The organism is Candidatus Omnitrophota bacterium (assembly GCA_030650275.1).
GTDB lineage: Bacteria > Omnitrophota > Gorgyraeia > Zapsychrales > Fredricksoniimonadaceae > JACPXN01.
The window spans coordinates 72,344-95,136 of the sequence record JAUSEK010000011.1; the positions used below are offsets into that span (position 1 = coordinate 72,344).

Annotated in this window: 21 protein-coding genes and 1 pseudogene; all 22 read left to right on the forward strand. The window is 48.3% G+C overall.

The genetic code is table 11. The annotated features are described in order from the left end of the window. Positions 1-18 precede the first annotated feature (18 nt). Complete coding sequence (locus tag Q7K71_03140) at positions 19-1,041, forward strand: thiamine pyrophosphate-dependent dehydrogenase E1 component subunit alpha (protein ID MDO8675099.1); 1,023 nt, start codon at positions 19-21, stop codon at positions 1,039-1,041. Continuing rightward, complete coding sequence (locus tag Q7K71_03145) at positions 1,038-2,063, forward strand: transketolase C-terminal domain-containing protein (GenBank protein MDO8675100.1); 1,026 nt, start codon at positions 1,038-1,040, stop codon at positions 2,061-2,063. The genes Q7K71_03140 and Q7K71_03145 overlap by 4 nt, the downstream gene beginning before the upstream one ends. A 106-nt stretch (positions 2,064-2,169) precedes the next feature. Further along, positions 2,170-3,603, forward strand: a complete 1,434-nt coding sequence (locus tag Q7K71_03150; protein ID MDO8675101.1) for a vitamin B12 dependent-methionine synthase activation domain-containing protein — start codon at positions 2,170-2,172, stop codon at positions 3,601-3,603. Positions 3,604-3,609: 6 nt separating this feature from the next. Next, positions 3,610-4,518, forward strand: a complete 909-nt coding sequence (locus tag Q7K71_03155; GenBank protein MDO8675102.1) for a cobalamin-binding protein — start codon at positions 3,610-3,612, stop codon at positions 4,516-4,518. A 59-nt stretch (positions 4,519-4,577) separates the two neighbouring features. Further along, complete coding sequence (locus Q7K71_03160) at positions 4,578-5,546, forward strand: glycosyltransferase family 2 protein (protein MDO8675103.1); 969 nt, start codon at positions 4,578-4,580, stop codon at positions 5,544-5,546. Continuing rightward, positions 5,524-6,564 (forward strand): radical SAM/SPASM domain-containing protein, encoded by a 1,041-nt coding sequence (locus tag Q7K71_03165; protein ID MDO8675104.1) that lies wholly within the window; start codon positions 5,524-5,526, stop codon positions 6,562-6,564. The genes Q7K71_03160 and Q7K71_03165 overlap by 23 nt, the downstream gene beginning before the upstream one ends. 7 nt (positions 6,565-6,571) lie before the next feature. After that, a complete protein-coding gene (locus Q7K71_03170) occupies positions 6,572-7,726 on the forward strand; it encodes a hypothetical protein (protein ID MDO8675105.1) in 1,155 nt (384 codons plus the stop codon). An 82-nt stretch (positions 7,727-7,808) separates the two neighbouring features. Next, a complete protein-coding gene (locus Q7K71_03175) occupies positions 7,809-8,366 on the forward strand; it encodes a hypothetical protein (GenBank protein MDO8675106.1) in 558 nt (185 codons plus the stop codon). A 12-nt stretch (positions 8,367-8,378) separates the two neighbouring features. Beyond that, positions 8,379-9,434, forward strand: coding sequence for a UDP-N-acetylglucosamine 4,6-dehydratase (inverting) (gene pseB, locus Q7K71_03180; GenBank protein ID MDO8675107.1), 1,056 nt, complete (start codon positions 8,379-8,381; stop codon positions 9,432-9,434). 28 nt (positions 9,435-9,462) lie between these two features. Further along, positions 9,463-10,314: pseudogene (locus tag Q7K71_03185) on the forward strand (SDR family oxidoreductase). An 81-nt stretch (positions 10,315-10,395) separates the two neighbouring features. Further along, positions 10,396-11,607 (forward strand): UDP-4-amino-4,6-dideoxy-N-acetyl-beta-L-altrosamine transaminase, encoded by a 1,212-nt coding sequence (gene pseC, locus Q7K71_03190; protein ID MDO8675108.1) that lies wholly within the window; start codon positions 10,396-10,398, stop codon positions 11,605-11,607. Then, positions 11,604-12,500, forward strand: coding sequence for an aldo/keto reductase (locus Q7K71_03195; GenBank protein MDO8675109.1), 897 nt, complete (start codon positions 11,604-11,606; stop codon positions 12,498-12,500). Before pseC ends, Q7K71_03195 begins: the two co-directional genes overlap by 4 nt. A gap of 11 nt (positions 12,501-12,511) precedes the next feature. Then, complete coding sequence (locus Q7K71_03200) at positions 12,512-13,840, forward strand: aminotransferase class III-fold pyridoxal phosphate-dependent enzyme (protein ID MDO8675110.1); 1,329 nt, start codon at positions 12,512-12,514, stop codon at positions 13,838-13,840. After that, complete coding sequence (locus Q7K71_03205; protein MDO8675111.1) at positions 13,840-14,586, forward strand: glycosyltransferase family protein; 747 nt, start codon at positions 13,840-13,842, stop codon at positions 14,584-14,586. Before Q7K71_03200 ends, Q7K71_03205 begins: the two co-directional genes overlap by 1 nt. Before the next feature lies 1 nt (position 14,587). Continuing rightward, complete coding sequence (locus Q7K71_03210) at positions 14,588-15,142, forward strand: GNAT family N-acetyltransferase (protein MDO8675112.1); 555 nt, start codon at positions 14,588-14,590, stop codon at positions 15,140-15,142. Between the two features lie 9 nt (positions 15,143-15,151). Continuing rightward, positions 15,152-17,227: a hypothetical protein gene (locus Q7K71_03215; GenBank protein MDO8675113.1), complete on the forward strand. Its 2,076-nt coding sequence runs from the start codon at positions 15,152-15,154 to the stop codon at positions 17,225-17,227. A 10-nt stretch (positions 17,228-17,237) separates the two neighbouring features. Beyond that, positions 17,238-18,017 (forward strand): TIM barrel protein, encoded by a 780-nt coding sequence (locus Q7K71_03220; protein MDO8675114.1) that lies wholly within the window; start codon positions 17,238-17,240, stop codon positions 18,015-18,017. Then, a complete protein-coding gene (pseI, locus tag Q7K71_03225; GenBank protein ID MDO8675115.1) occupies positions 18,014-19,048 on the forward strand; it encodes a pseudaminic acid synthase in 1,035 nt (344 codons plus the stop codon). The genes Q7K71_03220 and pseI overlap by 4 nt, the downstream gene beginning before the upstream one ends. Next, the gene (locus Q7K71_03230) at positions 19,048-19,515 is read left to right on the forward strand and encodes a GNAT family N-acetyltransferase (protein MDO8675116.1); all 468 of its coding nucleotides are present in this window, start codon (positions 19,048-19,050) and stop codon (positions 19,513-19,515) included. The genes pseI and Q7K71_03230 overlap by 1 nt, the downstream gene beginning before the upstream one ends. 116 nt (positions 19,516-19,631) lie before the next feature. Further along, positions 19,632-20,261 (forward strand): SIS domain-containing protein, encoded by a 630-nt coding sequence (locus tag Q7K71_03235; protein MDO8675117.1) that lies wholly within the window; start codon positions 19,632-19,634, stop codon positions 20,259-20,261. Then, complete coding sequence (locus Q7K71_03240) at positions 20,261-21,256, forward strand: SDR family oxidoreductase (GenBank protein ID MDO8675118.1); 996 nt, start codon at positions 20,261-20,263, stop codon at positions 21,254-21,256. Before Q7K71_03235 ends, Q7K71_03240 begins: the two co-directional genes overlap by 1 nt. Before the next feature lie 2 nt (positions 21,257-21,258). Further along, positions 21,259-22,791 (forward strand): PfkB family carbohydrate kinase, encoded by a 1,533-nt coding sequence (locus Q7K71_03245; protein ID MDO8675119.1) that lies wholly within the window; start codon positions 21,259-21,261, stop codon positions 22,789-22,791. The last annotated feature ends 2 nt before the right edge of the window (positions 22,792-22,793 follow it).

Below are 22,793 nucleotides of genomic sequence, written 5' to 3' on the forward strand. Positions count from 1 at the left end.
GGTATTTTTTAGGTTGCAATGCCAAATGATATCTTTTATGATACGCACATGAAGAACAAGCCCACCAGTTACGGGCGGATGCCCGGCATTCCCGACGGGAAAGATTTGAAAAGAAAACTTCTTCGCGGAATGCTCCGTTTGCGGCTGATCGAGGAGAGGTTGTCGGCCATTTACCATCAGGCAGATGAGATCAAGACGCCCATGCACCTTTACACGGGGCAGGAGGCCGTTGCCGTGGGAGTTTGTGCCGCTTTGAGACCAAGCGATACGGTTTCTCCCTATCATCGTTCGCACGGCTGGTATATCGCCAAGGGCGGGGATCTCAACGCGATGATGGCGGAGTTGATGGGCAAAGAAGCCGGGTGTTCCGGGGGCTGGGGGGGATCCATGCATCTTTTGGATACGGCGGCCGGAGTGATGGGTTCATCGTCCATTCTCGCAGCGACGGTCCCTCATGCCGTAGGCGCGGCATTGGCATTTCAGATGAAAGGCGAAGACAGGGTTGCGGTTGCCCCGGCCGGAGATGCGGCGATCGAGGAAGGCGTTTTTCATGAGAGCTTGAACTGGGCTTCCTTCAAAAAACTTCCTGTTATTTTTGTTTGCGAAAATAATCTTTATTCCACGACGACGCCTCTGAGCGCCCGTCAGCCCCGCGTCGATATCTATAAGCGTGCCGAGGCCTATGGCATGCCGGGTCATCGTTGCGACGGTAATGATGTGGGGGGTGTTTACGCCAAAGCCGTAGAGGCCGTTCATCGGGCAAGACGCAAAGAAGGACCGAGTTTGATCGAAGTCATGACTTATCGCTGGCGTGAACATGTGGGACCTCATTATGATTGGGACGCCGGTTACCGGACAAAACAAGAGGTAGAGGAGTGGATGGAACATTGCCCTATCCGTGCATTGGCTGCGGAATTCCCGGCGCAGGAAGTGCAGCTCTTGAGAGATGAATTTGAAAAAGAAATTGACGAGTCCCTTGCTTTTGCCCGCCAAGCGGCATTCCCCCGCAAGGAAACGATCAAGGAAAGTATCAGGGTATGAAATATTCTGAAAGCATACGGGACGCGCAAGCCGTGATGATGCGTCAGGACAAGCGGGTTTTTGTTTGCGGGTTAGGCGTTCCCGCCCCCGGAGAGGTGTTCGGCTCGACCAGGGGGCTGAAAGAAGAATTCGGGGACCAGCGTGTTTTTGACACCCCCGCGTCCGAGAACGGGACGTTAGGGGTACTGCTGGGAGCTTCCCTTCAGGGGATGCGTCCGATCATGGTCAATCAAAGGGTTGATTTCTTTTTGTTGGCCCTTGATCAGCTGATCAATCATGCTTCTAAATGGAAGTATATGTTCGCCGGCCGGCAGGAAATGTCCGTTTTGATCCGGCTTATTGTGGGGCGGGGATGGGGGCAAGGGCCGCAACATTCACAAAGCATGCATGCTTTGTTCGCGCATATCCCCGGCCTTAAAGTCGCGGCACCGGCCACACCTTATGATGCCAAAGGCATGATCATTTCAGCCCTGCAGGAAGGCGGTCCGGTCGTGATGATCGAACACCGCCGGCTTTATGATGAAGCCCAAGATGTTCCTGAGGGTGTTTATCGTGTTGCTTTTGGTCAGGCCCGTGTGGCCCTTGAGGGCAAGGACGTGACCCTGGTCGCTTCATCCCATATGGTCTCTGAAGCCAAGAAAGCGGTCCGTCTGCTTGGCCTCAAGGGGATTTCAGCGGAATTGATCGATCTGCGGAGCTTAAGGCCATTGGATGTTCAGACCGTGTATTCTTCAGTTAAAAAAACAGGCCATTTGGTCCTTGTGGAGGGGGATTGGAAACCATGCAGCGTTTCCGGCGAGATCATCGCTTCATTAGCGGAAAAAGACCCGGGGATCTTTAAGTCAGCGCCCCTGCGGGTCATGTGGCCTGATATGCCCGCACCGACGAGCGCGCCCCTGGAGGAAGCATTTTATCCTTCTGTTAAGGATATAGGGGACGCTTGTTTCAAAGTTTTAGGCAGACCCGGCTCAGTGTCTGAAGAGGAAAGCCAGGAAAAAGTCAAGTTTAGCGGGCCATTTTAGCGGCTTTTTCGGATCGGGTAAAATGTTTTTGCCCCAAGTGATCAAAAGCGCCAGGGTCATGAAAAAGTCTGCGGCTTATTCGACGCCAGGGGCGGGAACCATTGTGATGGCCACTGTCAAAGGGGATGTCCATGATATCGGTAAGGACATCGTCGGTGCAGTACTGGCTTGTCATGGTTTTAAAATTATTGATCTGGGCGTCATGGTCCCTTGCGAGAAAATCCTGCAAGAAGCTAAACAAAATAATGCGGACATGATCGGCCTTTCCGGGCTCATTACCCCATCCCTGGATGAAATGGTGCATGTGGCTTCTGAATTGCAGCGTCAGGGCTTTTCCTTGCCTCTTTTGATCGGAGGAGCAACCACTTCGCCCGCGCATACAGCTGTTAAAATTGAGCCCGTTTATAAAAACGGGTTGGTCATCCATGGTCAAGATGCTTCCGGTTGCGCGGCTGTTTGCCGATCACTGATGGATCCCGAATTAAAACAAGATCTGATCAACAAAGTCCGCAAAGAATTTGAAGAATTGCGTCAGGAACATTTAAGCCGCCGGTCGAGCCAATCCTTTGTTCCCATTAAAAAAGCCCGTGAAAAAGCTTTTATGACTGATTGGGAACAAGCCGGCATTACCAAGCCTTCATTTTTAGGCATTAAAGTTTTCCAGAATTTTGACCTGACCCTCATCCGTAAACGCATCGACTGGTCACCGTTTTTTATTACCTGGGAACTTAAAGGGAAATTTCCACAGATCCTCAAAGATCCAGTCTTGAATGCTGAAGCCAGCCGTGTTTATCATGATGCCAACGCTCTTTTGGATGAGATTATTAATAAAAAACTTCTTAAGGCTAACGCGGTTGTAGGTTTTTTTCCTGCTAATTCTGTTGGAGACGATATCGAATTGTATAGCGATGACGATCGTCAGAATGTGGCTGCTATTTTCTATAATCTGCGCCAGCAGATCATTGTCTGGGAAGATCATCCGCTTTTATCCCATGCGGATTACGTGGCTCCAAGATCATCCGGGGTCAAAGACTATATCGGCGCTTTCGCGGTGAGTACCGGCATTGGTTTAGACGAGTTGGTCAAAAATTTTAAAGCCGACCACGATGATTACAAATGCATCATGGCCAAAGCTGTGGCTGACCGTTTGGCAGAGGCATTTGCAGAATTGATGCACGAGAAAGTGCGCAAAGAGCTTTGGGGTTATGCTCCGCAGGAGGATTTGACCGATGAACAAATTATTTTAGGTCATTATCGGGGTATTCGCCCGGCGCCGGGGTATCCGGCCTACCCCGACCATACAGAAAAAGCGACATTATTTAAAATTTTAGATGCTACTAAGAATACCGGCATTAACTTAACGGAGACTTTTGCCATGTTCCCCACTGCAGCCGTCAGTGGCCTCTATTTTGCTCATCCACAATCAAAATATTTTGCCATCAACACAATAGACCAGGACCAGATCACCGACTACGCCAAACGTAAGAAAATATCCGTACAAGAAGCTGAAAAATGGCTAGGGTCGAATTTGAGATACTAGGTTCTTATGAGAATCGTTTCTTTAATTGCCAGCAGCACGGAGATTGTCTGTGCCTTAGGTTTTGAAGGCTCCCTGGTTGGGCGTTCACATGAATGTGATTACCCGCTGGACGTCCGGCAGCTGCCCGCCTGTTCCGAGCCTAAATTTAATATCCATGGGACCAGCCGTGAGATCGATGAGCGTGTTAAGACGATTGTCCGTGAATCTCTTTCCGTTTATCGTGTTGATACCGAGAGGCTTAAAGCTTTAAAACCGGATGTTATTATCACGCAGGACCATTGTGAGGTCTGCGCGGTGAGCCTTAAAGATGTACAAGAGGCAGTGTGTGATTGGGTTGGAGACGAAGTTAAAATAGTTACTTTGCGGCCCAATGCCCTGCTTGATGTGTGGCAGGGAATAAGACAGGTTGCGGATGCCTTGGGTCAGCCCAATCAGGCGGAAAAGCTTATCAGACACTGTCAAGAGCGCATGTCAGATATTGCGCGGAAAACGAAAAGTTTGCCTCAACACCCATCGGTGGCATGTATCGAATGGATTGAGCCATTGATGTGCGCGGGTAATTGGGTGCCGGAATTGGTGGAGATGGCAGGTGGAAAGGACCTTTTTGGAAAACCGGGAGAGCATTCCCCGTGGATGAGCTGGGAACAATTGCACCAAGCCGATCCTGAGGTGATTATAGTAATGCCTTGCGGTTGGGATATTGAACGTATTCGCCAAGAAATGCCTATTTTAATGAAAAATCCCGGGTGGCATCAATTAAAAGCCGTCCGGCAAAACAAAGTCTATTTGACGGATGGTAACCAGTATTTTAACCGTCCGGGCCCCCGATTGGTTGAATCATTAGAAATTCTCGCCGAAATAATGCATCCTAAAGTGTTTCAATTTGGCCATGAAGGAGTCGGCTGGCAGCGTTAAAAGCATTTTGGCGAAAAAATTTGTATTTTTGTAAGAAATGTTGTAGGATAACCCCCCATATGCAAGCGCCGATCTTATCCATTATTTTTTCTTTTCGCAATGAGGAGCATGTTCTTCAGGAATTAATTTCACGCGTCAGGGCCGTATTGACCAAAGAAAAAGAACATAACGCCATTGCCGGATGGGAATTAATTTTTGTCAATGATGCTTCCAATGACAGGTCTTTAGAGGTCCTTTTGCGGCATGCCCAGAACACGAAAGACATTAAAATAATCACCATGTCGAGGGTTTTTGGAGTTGCTCCCTGTGTCATGGCGGGTTTGGCCCAAGCCCAAGGGGACGCGGCCATATATATGGATGCTGATCTGCAGGATCCTCCGGAATTGATCCCGGAAATGCTTAAAGCCATGCGCGAACAAAACGCCGATGTGGTGCATACCGTGCGCCGTTCGCGTCAGGGAGAAAGCGCCTTTAAACTGTTCATTACAAAGATCGGCTACCGTATCCTCAATCGCTATTCAACAGTGCCCATCCCCCAGGAAGCGGGAGATTTCAAACTGCTTTCCCGGCGGGTCATTGACCATTTGCTGCTGCTCAAAGAGATCAATCCGTTCATGCGCGGGCTTGTGGCATGGGTCGGGTTTAAACAGGTTTTCATTGCCTATGACCGCCAGGCGCGGTTCGCGGGAAAAAGCAAATTTTTTGTGCTCGGGAAAAAGGTGATCTCCAATTTTTTAAACTCCGCCATCATCAATTTTTCTTCCGTGCCTTTGAAGATCGCTTCTTATTGCGGTTTATCTGCTATTTTAGTAAGTATCCTGTTTGCCATGAATGCTTTGATCCAAAATATCAATGGCGCGGCGATCCCCGGGTGGACGGCCCTGATGCTGGTCATTATTTTTATCGGAGGGGTGCAGTTGTTTTGTATCGGCATGATCGGCCTGTATTTAAATGCTGTCCACGAACAAAGTAAAATGCGGCCTAATTATATCATCGAGTCGACCTATGGGATCAACCCCCGCGCGTAACAGTTATCACCGCCTTAAGGCCAAACTTTTCCTGACAGGGATGCTCAGCGGAAAGATCACTGTCCGCAAACTTTGGAATGTGCTCCTGTGCACCGCGGCCTATTTATTAAAAACAAAAAGATCAGCAAGCTCTCCTTTTATCCTTAGCCTTGAACTATGGAATGAATGCAACGCGGGCTGTCTTTTCTGCCGTGATAAAAAAGGGACCATTTACAACCTCAATCCCAACAACCCCACCTTAGGCAGTATCTCAAAAGGGAAAATGCCGGCTGAAATGGCCATGGACATCATCGACCAGGTCAAAAAAGATGTTTTGATCGCGGTGCTTTACACCAACGGCGAGCCGTTGCTGTATAAAGACCTTGGAAAAGTGATCCGGTTTGCCACCGAACGCAAGGTGATGACCATGATCTCAACGAACGGCTTGTTGTTCACCGAACAGAACGCCCGAGAGATATTGGCGGCGGGACTGGACTTTATCAAGATCCAGTTGGGAGGGTTCACCCAGGACATTTACAGCATTCAGATCCGTTACGGCGAGGTTGAGAAACTTAAAGAAAATATCCGCATGGTGGCGCGCATCAAAAAAGAATTGAATACGCCCGCTTTGATCATGATCGATTGGATTACCTATAATTATAATCGCCACCAGATCCCCTTGATCCGTCAATTCTGTCAGGAATTGGGCGTGATGTTGAGTTTCCGTCAGGGAAATCCCCGGGGAGGATTGGAAGGCAAAGAAACAGCCCTTCCGACCACGACACTTCCCATTTCTTGCGACTGGTTATGGAAAGCCATGCAGGTCAATTTCAACGGGGACATGCTGCAATGCTGTGAAGGGGTGGTCTGGAGTAATCTGAAACCATACGCCACCTACAAAGCCGGCGACAGGAATGTCCGTGAAATTTGGAACGGCCCCGCCGCCATAGCCACCCGTGAGTTGATGGCGACCAAAGGGCGTAAATCCATGCCCATCTGCAGTCAATGCCAACGTTCAGGCGTGGCATTTAAATGGTGAGGGATCAATGCGTTTGATACGGATTTGGACTGGAATTTTATTTGTATTGTTGGCGGCCCTTGGATTGTGGATCGCTTCCCAGAGGCCCTTATGGAACGATGAGTATTACTCTTTAATCTATATTACCTTGGGGCAGTCCTACAAAGCGATCCTCATAGGACTTCACGAAGGCGGTAATTCTCCGTTATCTTTTGTTTTACAAAAGGCGCAATGCGACCTGTTTTCTTATCATCTCCCGCAGGAATGGGTCAAAGGGCATTGGGAAGGGACCTATGTCTTTGATCAGTTCTTTTTAAGGATACAATCAGTTGTTTTCATGTCAGCGGCCTTGAGCGCGGTATTTTATTATTTTGGACGGCGTCATTCCTGGGGCATGGGCCTCTACGCGTTAGCCGTGACCATGACATCTTTCTTGTTTTGGATCCATTGGACAGAAGCCCGGCCGTACGCGGAGTGGTTTGCTCTGAGCCTGTTCCAGATCTTATTTTTATTGAATATTTTAGAAGGCCCGGCCGATCAAAATAAAAAGAGCTGGTACGGTCTTGTTTTCATTCATTGGCTTTTGGCTTTGACGTCGATCATCAGTGCCGTTCAAATTACGGCGGCCGGCGCGGTATTATGGATGTTCCGTCGTCCACGGCTCCTTTGGTATGTTCCCCTGGTCCTGCTCCCTCTGGGGATATGCGGATTTTATTACATTCATTCGCCGCAATACCTCTCTTACTTTGTTGATGGTCCGGTGGCCTTAATTAATGCTAATATCTCCAAGGATCGATTATTTTTTATTTTTATGTCCGCCCTTGTTCTTATTGTTCAATGCCGGGGGAAGGATTGGAAGGCGCATTTGGAAATTAAATATTTAGCTTTTTTTCTTTTGATGCTGGGGGGCTTCGGGCTCCTGCTTTTGAAATTGAAGTATGGTCAAGGAGAAGGACAGAAAATTTTGCAAATTTCTAACCGTTATTTTTTGTCATTGACCCCAGCGGGGATCGTGGGGACCGTGCTTTTGTCGGAATATTTGATACGCGCCTTTCCGTCAAGGGTATGGAGAGCGGCGGCGATCGTGATTTTGGCCGGCTTTTTAGTTTTCCGTGCATACAGAACGATCCAACTGGTTCCCAACCAGATCTTACCTACCGGTCTAGAATTCATTAAGAGCTAAAGGTCATCGATAACTATCTCTTGACAGGGGAAAGAGAGAGTTTATAATTGGGATGTTCAATAATTGAACTTCCTAACCGACTATGCCTAAAGAACTTTTAAACGAACGCGAATTTGAATTGGTGAATATCGTGGGGGCGCAATTAGGCGTTAACCAGCGTGATATTTCCCGCCAATTGAGGGTTTCCTTAGGAATGACAAACATGCTTTTGCATCGTTTGATCGCCAAAGGGTATATCCGCATCCATCAGCTGAATAAGCGCAAAATACAATACCTTTTGACCCCCAAGGGGTTTTCCGAGAAATTGCGCAAATCCATCAGATATACCATTAAAACCCTCAATTCCATTGAAACCATTAAGGATCATTTAAAAACAATTTTTAAGGAATCGTACCAAGAAGGAGAAAGAAACTTCAATATTCTTGGCCATTCTGATCTGGCCTTGTTGGCGGAAATGGCTATCAAGGAAGTTTCCAAGGGAGATCACACCATCGTATTTATTCAAACACTTCAGGAAGCCAATAAAGATGCGTTGGCCTGTATTTGTAAGGAAGGGTATGAAGACCTACCTCTCCAGGGACCAAAAATGATGAATTTGATCACAGAGTTAGCTCAACGGGAAACAAGATTCATTCATTAACAAAGGATGGTTATGGATACGACTATTTTAGACAACAAAAGTATTTTGATCACCGGGGGAACAGGATCATTCGGTAAGAAAATGGTCCAGATCGTTTTAAAACAATTCCGTCCCAAGCGATTGGTCGTTTTTTCCAGGGATGAATTAAAACAATTTGAAATGGCGCAAAAATGGAAACCATCCGAGCATCCTTGCCTGGAATATGTGCTGGGGGACGTGCGCGACGGCAACCGTTTATGCCGGGTTTTTGAAGGCATTGATTATGTGGTCCACGCGGCGGCGCTCAAGCAGGTCCCCGCGGCCGAGCGCAATCCCGATGAATATATTAAAACCAATGTCATGGGGGCGATGAACATCATTGAAGCGGCATTGCATTGCCATGTCAAGAAAGTGATCGCCCTGTCAACGGACAAGGCGTGCAACCCCATCAACCTTTACGGGGCGACAAAATTATGTTCCGACAAACTGTTCGTGGCTGAAAACAACGCGGTCCTTCCGTCGAGAACGCAATTTTCAGTCGTGCGTTACGGCAATGTCGTCGGTTCCAGGGGTTCCGTCATCCCATTTTTCAGGGAACGCGCCAAAACAGGGGTCTTGCCCATCACTGATGATCGCATGACGCGTTTTTGGATCACCCTGGATCAGGCCGTTTATCTGGTGCTGATGTCCCTGCAAAGGTCCACGGGGGGAGAAATTTTTGTCCCTCGTATTCCGTCCATGAAGATCACTGACCTGGCCACGGCGATCGCCCCGGACTGCAAACAAGAAGTCATTGGCATCCGCCCCGGAGAAAAGATCCATGAAACATTGATCAGCGAGGATGAGGCCAGGTCTGCCATTGAATTTCAGGATTGTTTTGTGGTCCAATACAATGCCGACCAACGGGACATTCTTTTGGCCCAGGCAGGAAAACATAAAGGGAAGGCCTGTCCGGAAGGATTCACTTATCGTTCGGATTCCAATACCGAATGGATGACGGTCAACGAATTGAAAGAAATGATTGAGCGCATTGCGGACGATTATGCCATTGAAAAGTCGCGTTTTTCCATGACGGGCGTTTCCCAATAGGTGTAAGGATATGGCAAAACAACAAAGAATGATCATCACAGGCGTCAGCGGCCTTTTGGGCAATAATCTCGCCCTTTGCCTGAAGGATGATTACACCATTTTAGGATTGTTCCATCAGCATCCCTGCGCCATTGAAGGCAATAGGCTTGAGCGGGTAGATTTAACGGACCCGGACCGGGTTAGAACTGTCGTCAGGGAGTTTCAACCAGATGTTATTATCCATTGCGCGGCCCTTTCGGATATCGAATATTGCGAAAGTCATCAGGATCTGGCCACCAAGGCCAATGTTCTGGCAACACGCCATCTCATCGAAGCCATTGACCAGACCCCCTGCCAATTTATTTTTATCTCAACAGATTCTATTTATGATGAGACCAAGGGTCCTTTGATCAATGAACAGGGAGCGGTCAATCCTTCCAATCATTATTCATGGACAAAGATCGAAGCGGAAAAAGAGGCCTTAAAGCATAAAAATACTCTTATTCTAAGGACCAATATTTTTGGCTGGAATATCCAGGAAAAATTCAGTTTAGGCGAGTGGATCATCCACGAACTTTCGCATCAGACCAAGATCAAGGGGTTCAGCGACGCTGAATTTTCATCCATTTATACTTTTGAACTGGCAAAGCTCATTGACCGCGCCATCCAAAAAAAGATCCGGGGGGTTTACAATGCCGCCAGCCGCACGCATTTGTCAAAATACCAATTTGCCCGCGCGATCGCCCGGCGCTTTCAACTGGATGAGACATTGATCGAGCCGATCCCTATCGGTGATTTTGCTTTTAAAGCCAAACGCCGGAAGTTCATGGCTTTGGACACAGGCAAAATACAGCGGGCTTTGAATGTTCCGTGTCCGACCATTGAAGAATGCATAGAGAAGTTCTATCAGGATCATCAAAAAGGAGTGCCTGCCAGGATCAAACAAGGCCGGCAGGGGAGCGTTTATCCGCAACTTGATTTTATTCCTTATGGGCGTCAGTGCATTGAAGATGATGATATCCGGGCGGTGACGGATGTTTTAAAATCAGGGTATCTGACGCAAGGGCCCAAGATCGCGGAATTTGAAGAGGCATTGAAAGCAAAGACCGGCGCTTCATTTGCCGTTGCCGTCAATTCCGGAACGTCTGCTTTACACATCGGCTGTCTGGCGGCCGGTATTCATGCCGGCGATGAGGTGATCACCTCGCCCAATTCGTTTGTGGCGTCCGCCAATTGCATCGTTTATTGCGCAGGCACGCCGGTTTTTGCCGATATTGATCCCAAGACCTATAATATTTCCCCCCTGGCGCTCGAGCAGAAAATGACAAGGGCCACCAGGGCCGTCATCCCTGTTCATTTTGCCGGCCAAAGCTGTGATATGCAGGCGATCCATGATATTGTCCGGCAAAAACAGAAGGAATACGGCCACAAAATTTATATCATTGAAGACGCTTCCCATGCGTTGGGGTCCTCTTATAAGGCCAAGAAAGTCGGGTCCGGCGCGTATTCGGACATGACGGTCTTGAGTTTTCATCCGGTCAAACACATCACCACGGCCGAAGGGGGCGCTGTCCTGACCAATGACGAGAAATTATGCCATTCCTTAAGACGGTTTCGTTCCCATGGGATCACCAATGATCCCCTGGAATTGGTCAATGAGGATGAGGCCTTTGAGCCCTCTCACGAGGGGGAACGGATCAAGCGGCCCTGGTACTATGAGCAGCAGGATTTAGGGTTCAATTACCGGATCACGGACATTCAGTGCGCTTTAGGCATTTCCCAGATCAAGAAATTGGACCGTTTTATAAAGCGCAGAAAAGAGATCGTCGGGCGTTACAATGCCGCTTTTGAAGGGCTTGATCATGTCACGACACCCTTTGAAGCCGATTTTTGTCAAAGCAATTTTCATCTCTATGTTTTGCTGTTTGATTTTGGGAAATTGGGGATGTCCCGCGCGCATTTGATGCTTGAGTTGCGCAAAAAGGGCATTCAAACGCAGGTGCATTACATTCCCATCCCCACGCAGCCCTATTATCAAAAGAAATTCGGATACCGACGGGGTCAGTATCCCCATGCGGAGAATTATTATCAGCGCTGTTTATCGATCCCTCTTTTCGCCGCGATGAAGGACGAGGAGGTCGGGAAGGTCATTGAAGCCATTCGTAGTTTAAAACCGGTCCCCGTCCACCCATGACATTATTTTCGCGTATAGGACTTGGGACGGCACAGTTTGGCCAGGATTACGGGATCGCCAATAAAGGCGGGAAGATCCCCCGGGAAGTGGTTTTTGATATTCTCAAGTCAGCGGCGGACCGCGGCATTCTTCTTTTAGACACGGCCTGTGCCTATGGAGACAGTGAAGCTGTTATCGGAGAATTTATCAAGAAGGGTCCATCCCCGTTTCGGGTGGTGTCAAAATTTTCCCTGGATCCTTACAAAGAAGGAGGATTAAAGCAGCTTTTACGGCAATCTCTGGCAAAAATGAACACCGCCGGCGTTTATGGATATTTGGCCCACCGTTTGACGGATGTTTTGAATGATGAGCGCCTTTGGGCGGATATGCTGGAGGTCAAAAGGCAAGGCCTTGTTCAAAAGATCGGGGTTTCCGTCTATTCACCGCGTGAACTGGAAGAACTGGACAAGCGCGATATCAAATTTGACCTCGTTCAATTTCCTTACAGTATTTTTGACCGGCGATTTGAAAAATGCATGCACGGATTGAAACAAAAGAATATTGAAATTCACGCGCGGTCCGTCTTTTTGCAAGGCCTTGCATTTATGAAGGCCGATCAACTGCCGGGGCATCTCAAAGAAGCGGGGGTCCCGTTGAGGGGACTTGCGGAACTTTCGCTCAAGCACGGCATTTCCGTTCAATCGCTGTGTTTAAATTTTGCTTTATTAAATCCTCATATTGATCGGGTCATCATGGGGGTGGGCGGCTTACGGCATTTTGAAGAAAATTTGAAAGGCCTTGAGGATTTTGATAAGGTCCGCGGTATTTATGATCAACTGCAGGGATTGAGCATCGGCAATGAAGATATTCTTCTGCCTAACCGTTGGCCGTTAGCAATGCCGAGCAGGCGATAGGGAATATTCTTATGTTAAAGACAGAAAAAATAAATAAGGGTGCGGCATTGTGGAAAAAAGCAAAAACGTTTATTCCGGGCGGCAATCAACTGCTTTCCAAACGCTCGGAGATGTTTTTGCCTGACCAGTGGCCGGCGTATTACAAGAAAGCCAGGGGCTGTGAGATTTGGGACCTTGATGACCGTCACTATTACGATATGAGCATCATGGGCATTGGGAGCTCTCCTTTGGGCTACGCCCATGAGGAAGTCAACGCGGCGGTGCACCAGGCGATCGATGAAGGGAATATGACGACCTTGAATTGCCCCCAGGAGGTTGAGCTTGCCCAAAAGCTGGTGGATCTGCATGCCTGGGCGGATATGGCGCGTTTTGCCCGTACCGGAGGGGAGGCCTGCGCCATTGCGGTGCGCATTGCCCGCGCCTTTACTCAAAAAGACAGGATCGCTTTTTGCGGTTATCATGGCTGGCATGATTGGTATCTGGCGGCTAATCTATCAGACGCAAAGAATCTGGACCAACTCCTTTTGCCGGGCCTTAGTCCGGTCGGAGTTCCCCAACACTTAAAGGGCAGCGCCATCCCTTTTTATTATGGAGATGCGCAAGCGTTTAAGGAATTGGTCCAACAGCATAAAGCTGATCTGGGCGTTGTGATCATGGAGGTTGCCAGACACTCCCAGCCGGATATTGATTTCTTGCGTACGATCCGTGAAATGACCCGGGACATGGGGATCGTGCTGATCTACGACGAGATCTCCTCCGGATTCCGGTTGAATACCGGAGGGCTCCACCTGTTGTATGACCTTCAGCCGGACATGGCTGTTTTAGGAAAGGCCTTGGGCAATGGACATCCCATTTCCGCGATCTTGGGAAGAGAAAAAGTCATGCAGGCCGCTCAAGAGACATTCATCAGCAGTACTTATTGGACGGAACGCACGGGCTATGCCGCAGCCCTTGAGGTGTTAAAGATCTATGAACGGGACGCTGTGCCCCAGCAATTGATCAAACAAGGAAATAAGATCCGATTGGGTTTGGAAGGCCTATTCAAGAAACATCAATTGAATATTGAGATTGAGGGACTCGCATCAAACCCCATTTTTATGATTAAAGAAAAAGACGGACTTCTGATCAAGTCCGTGTATACGCAAGAAATGTTAAAACGCAGCTTTTTAGCTTCTTCCGTTATCTATGTATCCATAGCGCATACGGACAAGATCATTGATCTATTCTTGGCGAATGCTGATGAAGTTTTTGGATGCATATCTGCCGCGATCAAAGAGGGTCAATTGGCGTCATTATTGAAGGGGCCTGTTTGTCACAGTGGATTTAAAAGGTTAAATTAATGGTCTTAGCGATCGTGCAGGCAAGAATGTCAGCATCACGGTTACCGGGCAAGGTCATGAAGAAAATCTTGGGCAAACCGATCATCGGGTATTTGTTGGACCGGCTTAAAGCATCCAAACGCATTGACAAAATTATTTTGGCCACATCTACCAATCAAGAAAACGATGAACTTGTGTCTTATGTTCAAGGCTTGGGATTTGATGTATGGCGGGGGAGCGAAGAAGATGTGTTAGGACGCTTCTTTTTTTCCGCTAAGAAATACGCGGCTGATACGGTTGTCCGTATAACGGGAGATTGCCCGCTGATAGACACGCGGATCTGTGACCAATTGATAGATGAATTTACCAAACATCAGGTTGATTATGCTTTTCTGGCACCTAGTTTTGCCGAAGGCCTGGATTGTGAAGTTCTGAAAGCAACGGCTTTAGAAAAATGCCACCAACATGCCAAATTAGCTTCAGAACGCGAACATGTGACGCCCTATATCAAGAACCATCAGGACCAGTTTAAGTTATTTTGCATGGATAACCGCGAAGATCATAGCGGTTATCGCGTTGTCGTGGATGAACCGGAAGATCTTGCCATGTTAGAGATCTTATTCAATGATTTCTACAAAAAGATACATCCGCAGGGCAGTTTTGATGAAATTAAAGCATACCTGGACCAGCATCCTGAATTGGTCCGGATGAATTCTCATGTGGTCCGTAATGAGGGATTTATCAGATCGCTTCAGAAGGAAAGGTGAAATGAAAAAGGGAGTCCATCTTAAAACAAAACGCTTGGACCTTAAGACCTTGCGTGTCAGGCATATTTCGGATCAATACGTCAATGGTTTAAATGATGGACAGGTGAATAAATTTTTATTGGCCCCCAGGCAGAAGAAGCAAACAAGAAAAACGGTCAGGGATTATGTTGAGGCCAATCTCAATTCACCATCGGGCCTTCTATTCGGATTATTTCATAAGACCACAGGGGATCTGATAGGCACTTTGCGCGTTCATGACATCTCCTATTTTCACTATTCTTGTTGTTTAGGGATCTGTTTATTTGACAGGTCCTATTGGGGCAAAGGTTACGCGCAAGAGGCCTTAAAAGAGGCCGTTCGTTTCGCGTTTAAAGAATTGAGGATGCATTACATTGAAGCGGGCATTTACCAGGGGAATAGGGCATCAGTACAATTGTTCAAAAAATGCGGATTCCGGAAAGTCGCGACCCATAGGGATAAGTACCGGTATGACGCGTCTTTTAGACCAGTGTTTATTTTTGGCAAGACAAATCCAGATTTTAAGCTTCGGTCATGAGGGATTTTTGTGTACTTTATTGAAAAATTAACAGTTTATTCGTGGTTGTTTTCTGTTCTTCCCGAGATCCAGCGGCGATCCAAGGCGGATAAAGATCAGGGGAATACGCTTTTATATTATGTGGATGCGTCTTGCCAGGGGCTATGGTTGTCCCGATCGATGGCGGCTTTTCTTAAAATTGAGATCAAGCGGCTGGATTTCACTTTTTTTGACGCTAAAGACAAAAATGGCGATTTTCTTTGGTGGACAGTCATGTTTGAGGATCTTGCGGATCTGCAGAAATATATGTTCCGGTATCCGGCCTTACAGGAGATCATCCAGAAGAATAAGGCGGATGAGCACCTAAGGTTTTTTCTGATGAGACGTATTTTGTATTTTGATTCAAGCCTGTTTATCTTGATGCACATTCTCCTGGTGCTCCGGGTCGCTTCTTTAAAGCGGAAAAAAGAGGAAAGGATCAACGTGTTCCTTTTTTCCTCCCAAAGGCCGTGGCTGTCCCAGGTCAAGAAATGGGCGGAGGCCCGGAATGTCAATATTATTCCCATGCGCCGGGGGCGCGGTTTTAGCGTCAAAGAGATCATGGCAGGCCCCGGTTTTATCAAACATTCCATCAAACAAGTCCTGTTCGCCTGGATGGGCACGCAAAAGGCCCTTGGAATGGCGGGTCAGGGCGATCAGAGGCATAGTCAGGACCTGTCACCCAAGATAGCCGTTGAATTTTATGGACATCTTAATCTTGATTCCCCGCAATTGAGCTCGGACCTATTTTTCTGTCAACAGGCAAGCACCTTGAATAAAGATATCCTGATCTATTTTCAGCATCCGGTGTTCCCGGTCTCGGATCAAGCGTGGGATGAGATCAAGGCGCATGGGATGTCAGCGGTTGTTATGAATCCCAGGGCAACCACCACCTCCCGGGTCCCTTTATTCAATTATGTCGGTCAGTTGAGAGAAGAAGACCGCTCCAGGGGGGCAGCCGATGACAAGGGTAAGGATGATATCAGAAGAGATCTGTCCCGACAGGTCGCAGAATATTATAAACAGAAGGATTATTGGTCCAATTTCTTTGCGCGGCACAACATCAAAATGCATGTGTCGTGGTATAAGATCGAATCCAAATATTTTCCGATGGCGGATGCTTTGAATGGCTTGGGAGGGGTATCTGTTATTTATCAAAGGTCTTTTGAAAGCGATTCAAATCCATGGATGGTGACGAAAGCGGACGTTGTTTTTGGTTTTTCCAAGTTTGGGGCGCATTTGGGAAAAGACACGGATTCTGTGATCCCTTATTATGTTGTCACGGGCTATTTGGGAGACCACCGGTATCCAATTCTCAAAAAAGAAGCAAGCGTGATACGCCATGATCTGCAGCGTCATGGGGCCAATAGGATATTGGCCTATTTTGATGAAAGTTCCGTAGATGATCCGCGATGGAATATAGGGCATCAGGTGACGCAGGAGAATTACGCGTTCTTGCTCAAGAAAATCTTGGACACACCATCGCTCGGATTGATATTTAAGCCAAAGATATATTCAAATTTACGCAAAAGATTGGGGGAGGATATTGCCGATCTTTTGGATCGCGCCCAAGAGACGGGGAGATGTTATATATTTAAAGAAGTCGCGTTTCATCTGGGATCGCACCCTCCCGCGATAGCGGCATTGGCATCAGATATCGCCATTCATGGCCATCTTTGCGCGGCAACAGCGGGCGTTGAATCAGCTTTGACGGGAACACCGACGCTGATGCTGGACAGGGAAGGTTGTTCCAAGAGCCCGGTCTATCAGTTAGGAGAAGGCCGGGTTGTTTTTAAAAATTGGGATGATCTCTGGAAAGCATGCCTTGATCACTGGGGCCATTCAGACGGGAGGCCCGGTTTTGGCGATTGGTCGCCGATGTTGGATGAGCTGGACCCATTCCGCGATGGCCGGGCGGCCCAACGGATGGGCAGCTATCTTGAATGGATCTCCCAAGGGTTAAAAGCAAAGATCCCCCGCGAAATGATTCTGGCGGATGCCGCCCAGCGATACGCCAAGATCTGGGGGCAGGACAAGGTATTGGCCATCAATCATGGCAGGTTATAAAGAAGGTTAAATGATGCCGGTCCATATCGGAATAAAAGTTTGGGCGCAAAACACCGCTTATATCCCGCACATTCAAAAATTGGGCCAACAGGGCCATTGTGATTTTGTGGAGATCTATGTCGGTGTCAAGGCAGAACAAGAAGAGGCCAGGTGTTGGCAGGATTTAGACCTGCCCATACGCTTGCACGCGCCCCACAGCTATGGCGGGTTTAATCCCGCGGACAGTGAGGGGATGGAGTTCAAACAAGAGGCCTTGCGTCGCCTTGAGAAGTTCCGGCGGCTTTTAGGGCCTGCCAGCATTATTTTTCATCCGGGGATCATAGGCCCTTTGCAGGAAAGCATCAGGCAATATAAATTATTTAAACAGCAATTCCCGAAAATATTTAAAGCGGCGTTCATTGAGAATAAGCCGTCCATAGGTCCCAAGCAAGAATCTTGCCGGGGAGATAGCGTTGAAGAAATACGGCCATTGATGCAGGCCATCGGTTTTGGCTTTTGCCTGGACTTTGGCCACGCGGCTTGTCATGCCGCGTGGGCCAAGAAAGATTGGCGTCAGGTCGTTGAGGATTTTATGCAATTACGCCCGCAATTATTTCACATTTCCGACGGAGACATCCATTCTCCCGTAGACAAACACCGTCATTTGGGGGCCGGCAGTTTTCCATTAAAGCAGATGCTGGATTTTTTACCCAAGGATGCGTTCTTAACGCTGGAAACTCCTCATGATCATGAGGACAACCTGGACGATTTTTCCAAAGACGCGGATTTTATCAGGGGTCTATTAAAATGATGATCCAGGGCAGGCGGATAGGGGCGGGGCAGCCCTGTTATGTCATTGCCGAATTATCCGCGAACCACGGCGGAAGCCTTGAGCGCGCTTTGCGCATCGTTCGCGCGGCTAAAGAGGCAGGCGCGGATGCCATCAAGCTGCAGACATACACGGCAGACACAATGACCCTTGATGTGGACAATGAGTATTTTCGCATCAAAGACGGGTTATGGGGTGGTAAGAATTTATATCAATTGTATCAGAAGGCCTCGACGCCATGGGAATGGCACAAGACATTAAAAGAAGAAGCAGATAAGCTGCAGATGCATTGCTTCTCCACCCCTTTTGACGAAACAGCGGTGGATTTTCTGGAGTCATTGGGGGTTGCGGCATACAAGATCGCTTCTTTTGAATTGGTGGATGACCTTTTATTGATCAAGGTGGCCCATACCCGAAAACCTGTCATTATGTCCACGGGCATGGCCACGTTAGAAGAGATCCGGCATGCCCTGCAGGTGCTCCATGACAACGGAACAAAGGAAATAGCATTGCTCAAATGCGTCAGCGCCTATCCCGCACCCGCACAGGAGATGCATTTGCGCACAATGTCCGATATGCGCGCACGTTTTAAGTGTCCGGTGGGTTTATCAGACCATACGTTAGGCCCGACGGTGGCCATTGCTGCCGTTGCCGTGGGCGCCGAATTATTGGAGAAACACATCAAATTAAACCAGGAAGACGATACGCCTGACGCCGTATTTTCCATGACCCCTGAGGCCTTTGGAGATATGGTCCAGGCCTTGCGTTTGACCGAGTCCGCTTTAGGGGAAGTGCGCTATCAGAAGACGCAGCAAGAAGGCAATTCAGTGGTTTTTCGCCGTTCCATTTTTGTTTCCAGAGACATTAAAAAGGGCGAAGTATTCACATCGGAAAATATTAAAGTCATACGCCCGGGACAGGGCTTAAGTCCGAAGTATTATGCGCAATTGCTGGGCAGGAAGGCCAAACAAGATATTTCCCGGGGAACGCCGTTATCGAGGGCTATGATGTGATGGAGCTTTCATTTCGAGACGCGGTGTGGGAAGATGCAGAATTTCTTTTGTCATTGCGCAATGATCCTTCAGTTTGGCCCCACTGTATTCAAGCACGTCCTGTTGGCCGGAGGGAGCATCTGGAGTGGTTTAAAGACGTATTGCGGCGGGATGATGTAAGAATTTTTATTTTGTTTCAGGACCGTATTTCCATTGGGCAGGTGCGGTATGATCTTAAGCAGGAGGGGGCTTATGTCAGCATTTCCCTTTGCGCAGATCACCAAGGGCAGGGGTTTGGCGTCCAGGCGCTTAAGTTGACGGGTCAAAAGATCTTTTCTCTAGCCAATGTGACGGCTTTAAAAGCCCTTATTAAAGAAAATAATAAGGGATCCTTGCGGTGTTTTAAAAATGCAGGCTTCTGCCGTATAGACAGAGAAAGAAATGGGAACGAATATTTTATGATCATGGAGCTTCGCAAAGCCAGTTAACCCTTCGAAGCATTAATTCTTGACAGGACTACTAATTCTCTTATAATTATGTTCAATAATTGAACTTTAAAACCTTAACTCCTTATGCCTAAAGAAGTTTTAAACAAGCTTGAATTATGTCGGAGGTGATCATGAACACCCTGGAAGAGATATTTAAGGAAAGCGGCCTGCGGGCCGATTATTTCAGAAAATATGGTGATTATGTCCAAAAATTGATCTCCGAGATCGATGTTGAGTCACTCAAAAGGGCGGTTGACTGCTTTTTGGAAGCCAGAAAGAATGACAAAACCATTTATTTTGCCGGTAACGGGGGAAGCGCTGCCACCGCCTCTCATTTTGCTCAGGACTTAAGCGAGGTCGGCCGCAAGATCCGGGGCAAAGGTTTCAGGGCCCAAAGCATCAATGACAATTCTTCTGCCCTGACAGCCATCAGCAATGATTATGGCTATGAAGACGTGTTCTCACTGCAGATCCAATACAGTTTTAATGCCGGCGATGTTCTGGTGGTCATCTCCGCCAGCGGCAATAGCCCCAATGTGGTCAAGGCCGTAGAACTGGCGAAGGAAAGAGGAGGAAGGACCGTGGCCCTGGTGGGGTTTGATGGCGGCCGCTTGGCCCAGATCTGCGATCACGCGGTCCATATTAAGAGCAAAAAAGGGGAATACGGCCCGGTTGAGGATGTTCATTTGATCTTAAACCATATGATCGTTTCTTACCTGATGATGGAGTTGAAGAAAGAAAGCTGATGAAAGAAAAGAAAATTTTAGTGACGGGTGGGGCGGGTTTTATCGGGAGCCATCTGGTTGACCGGCTGGTGGAAGAAGGCCATTCGGTCACGGTCATTGACAATTTTTCCACGGGCCGCCCCGGCAACCTCGCCCATCAAAAGAACAATGTCCGGATCATTGAAGCCGATATCACCGATTTTGACGCCATTTTTCCTTATTTTAGGGAGCAGGAGATCGTCTTTCATTTGGCCGCTTTAGCCGACATTGTGCCTTCCATTGTCAAGCCCCGTGGATATTACGTGTCGAATGTTTTGGGGACCATGAATGTCGCCGAGGCCGCGCGCCTGGCCAAGGTCCAGAAACTCGTTTATTCCGCCTCGTCCTCCTGTTACGGCATTCCTTCCCGGGAGTTTTACCCGACCCCGGAAGGCGCTCCCATCCATCCCCAATATCCTTATGCATTGACGAAATATTTAGGGGAGCAGACCCTCCTGCATTGGGCAGGGGTGTATGGCTTGCCGGTTGTTTCCTTACGGTTGTTCAATGTGTATGGGCCGCGCTCCAGGACTTCAGGGACTTATGGCGCTGTGTTCGGGGTTTTTTTGGCTCAAAAACTTGATGGCAAACCTTATACCGTTGTCGGCGATGGGGATCAGACGCGCGATTTTATTTTTGTCACGGATGTGGCCCGCGCCATGGCGACCGCCGCCTTTTCACCGGTCAAAAATGAAATTTTTAACGTAGGGGCCGGAAATCCCCAGAGCGTTAATACCCTGGTTTCTTTGCTCGGCGGAGAAAAAATCCACATCCCCAAACGCCCCGGCGAACCGGATTGCACCTGGGCGGATATCCGCAAGATCAAATCTGCTCTTTCCTGGGAGCCGAAAGTATCTTTTGCTCAAGGCGTGCAGGAGATCCTCAAAGACATTGATTACTGGAAAGACGCGCCGGTATGGACGCCCGCCACGATCGAGAAAGCCACAGAGGACTGGTTTAAATATCTGGTCAAGTAAATATGGACCTCAAAATTCTAAAAAAAATACAATCACCCGCCAAGCTGGCCAAGATCGTTGAAGACCTTAAGAAAAAAGGAAAGAAGGTGGTGCTTTGCCATGGCGTGTTCGATATCATCCATTTAGGGCATATACGCCATTTTAATCAGGCCAAGGAGCAGGGGGATGTTTTGATCACCACTCTGACCCAAGACAAATATGTCAAACGCGGGCCCGGCCGTCCGTATTTTACCGGCCGCTTGCGCGCCGAGACGCTGGCGTCTCTGGCCATGACGGACTATGTGTCCATCGTGGATGCCCCCACCGCGACGGATTTTATCCGCAAGGTGCGTCCCGATGTTTATGCCAAAGGCCCCGACTACAAGGCCAAGGACAAGGATGTGACCGGCAAGATCTTTGAAGAGGAAGAAGCTATCAAGGCCGTGGGCGGAAGGCTGTTTCTCACCGACGATATCACCTTCAGTTCCTCAAAGCTCATCAATGATTATCTGGATGCCTATCCTCCACGGACCGTGAAATACCTTAAGGCCATCAACAAGCGCTATAACATTGATTACATCGTCGGATCATTGGAGGCTTTAAAGAAATTAAAAGTGCTGGTGGTCGGTGACACCATCATGGATGAATATCATTACTGTTCGCCTCTAGGTAAGTCTTCCAAAGAACATTTGGTGGTCAACCGCTATGAATCCAGGGAAATGTTCGCCGGCGGTGCTCTGGCGACGGCGAATAATGCGGCGAGCGTCTGCGGACAGGTGGATTTGGTGACGATCCTGGGCGCCAAGAGATCTTACAAGGATTTTATCGGATCGCATTTAAGCCCCAACGTCAAGCCAACTTTTTTCACCCGTCCGGATACCGGCACAATTGTCAAAAGAAGGTATGTTAACAAGATCCAGAACCGCAAGCTATTCGAGATCTGTTTTATCGATGATTCCGATATCGCCGGCCGGGAAGAAGAAAAGGTCCTCAAGCATCTCAATAAGGTGATCAAAAATTATGATCTGGTCATCATTTCCGATTATGGGCATGGATTTCTCACCAAGCGGATCCGCGACTTGATCTGTGTCAAGGCCAAGTATTTGGCCCTGAATGTTCAGACCAACAGCGCCAATATCGGGTTTAATCTGATCACCAAATACCGTCGGGCCAACTGCGTATGCGTGGATGAATTGGAATTACGCTATGCCACTCACGACCGGGTCAGCGATCTGAGGACCCATGCCAAAAAGGTTTACCAGCAGATGCATTGCGAACACATCATCGCGACCCGCGGATCTTCCGGGTCCCTGTGTTATTCCAAGAAAAAAGGTTTTCATGAAACGCCGGCTTTTTCCAGCCGCGTGGTCGATGCCATCGGCGCGGGAGATGCTTTTTTCGCGTTCATCGCACCCTGTTTTGCGGCACGCTTGCCCCAGGAAGTCGTTTCTTTTATCGGGAACGCCGTCGGATCCTTGGCGGTCCAGATCGTTTGTAACCGTGAACCGGTCAATGCGATCGACCTTATTAAATTCATCACAAGATTATTAAAATAAGA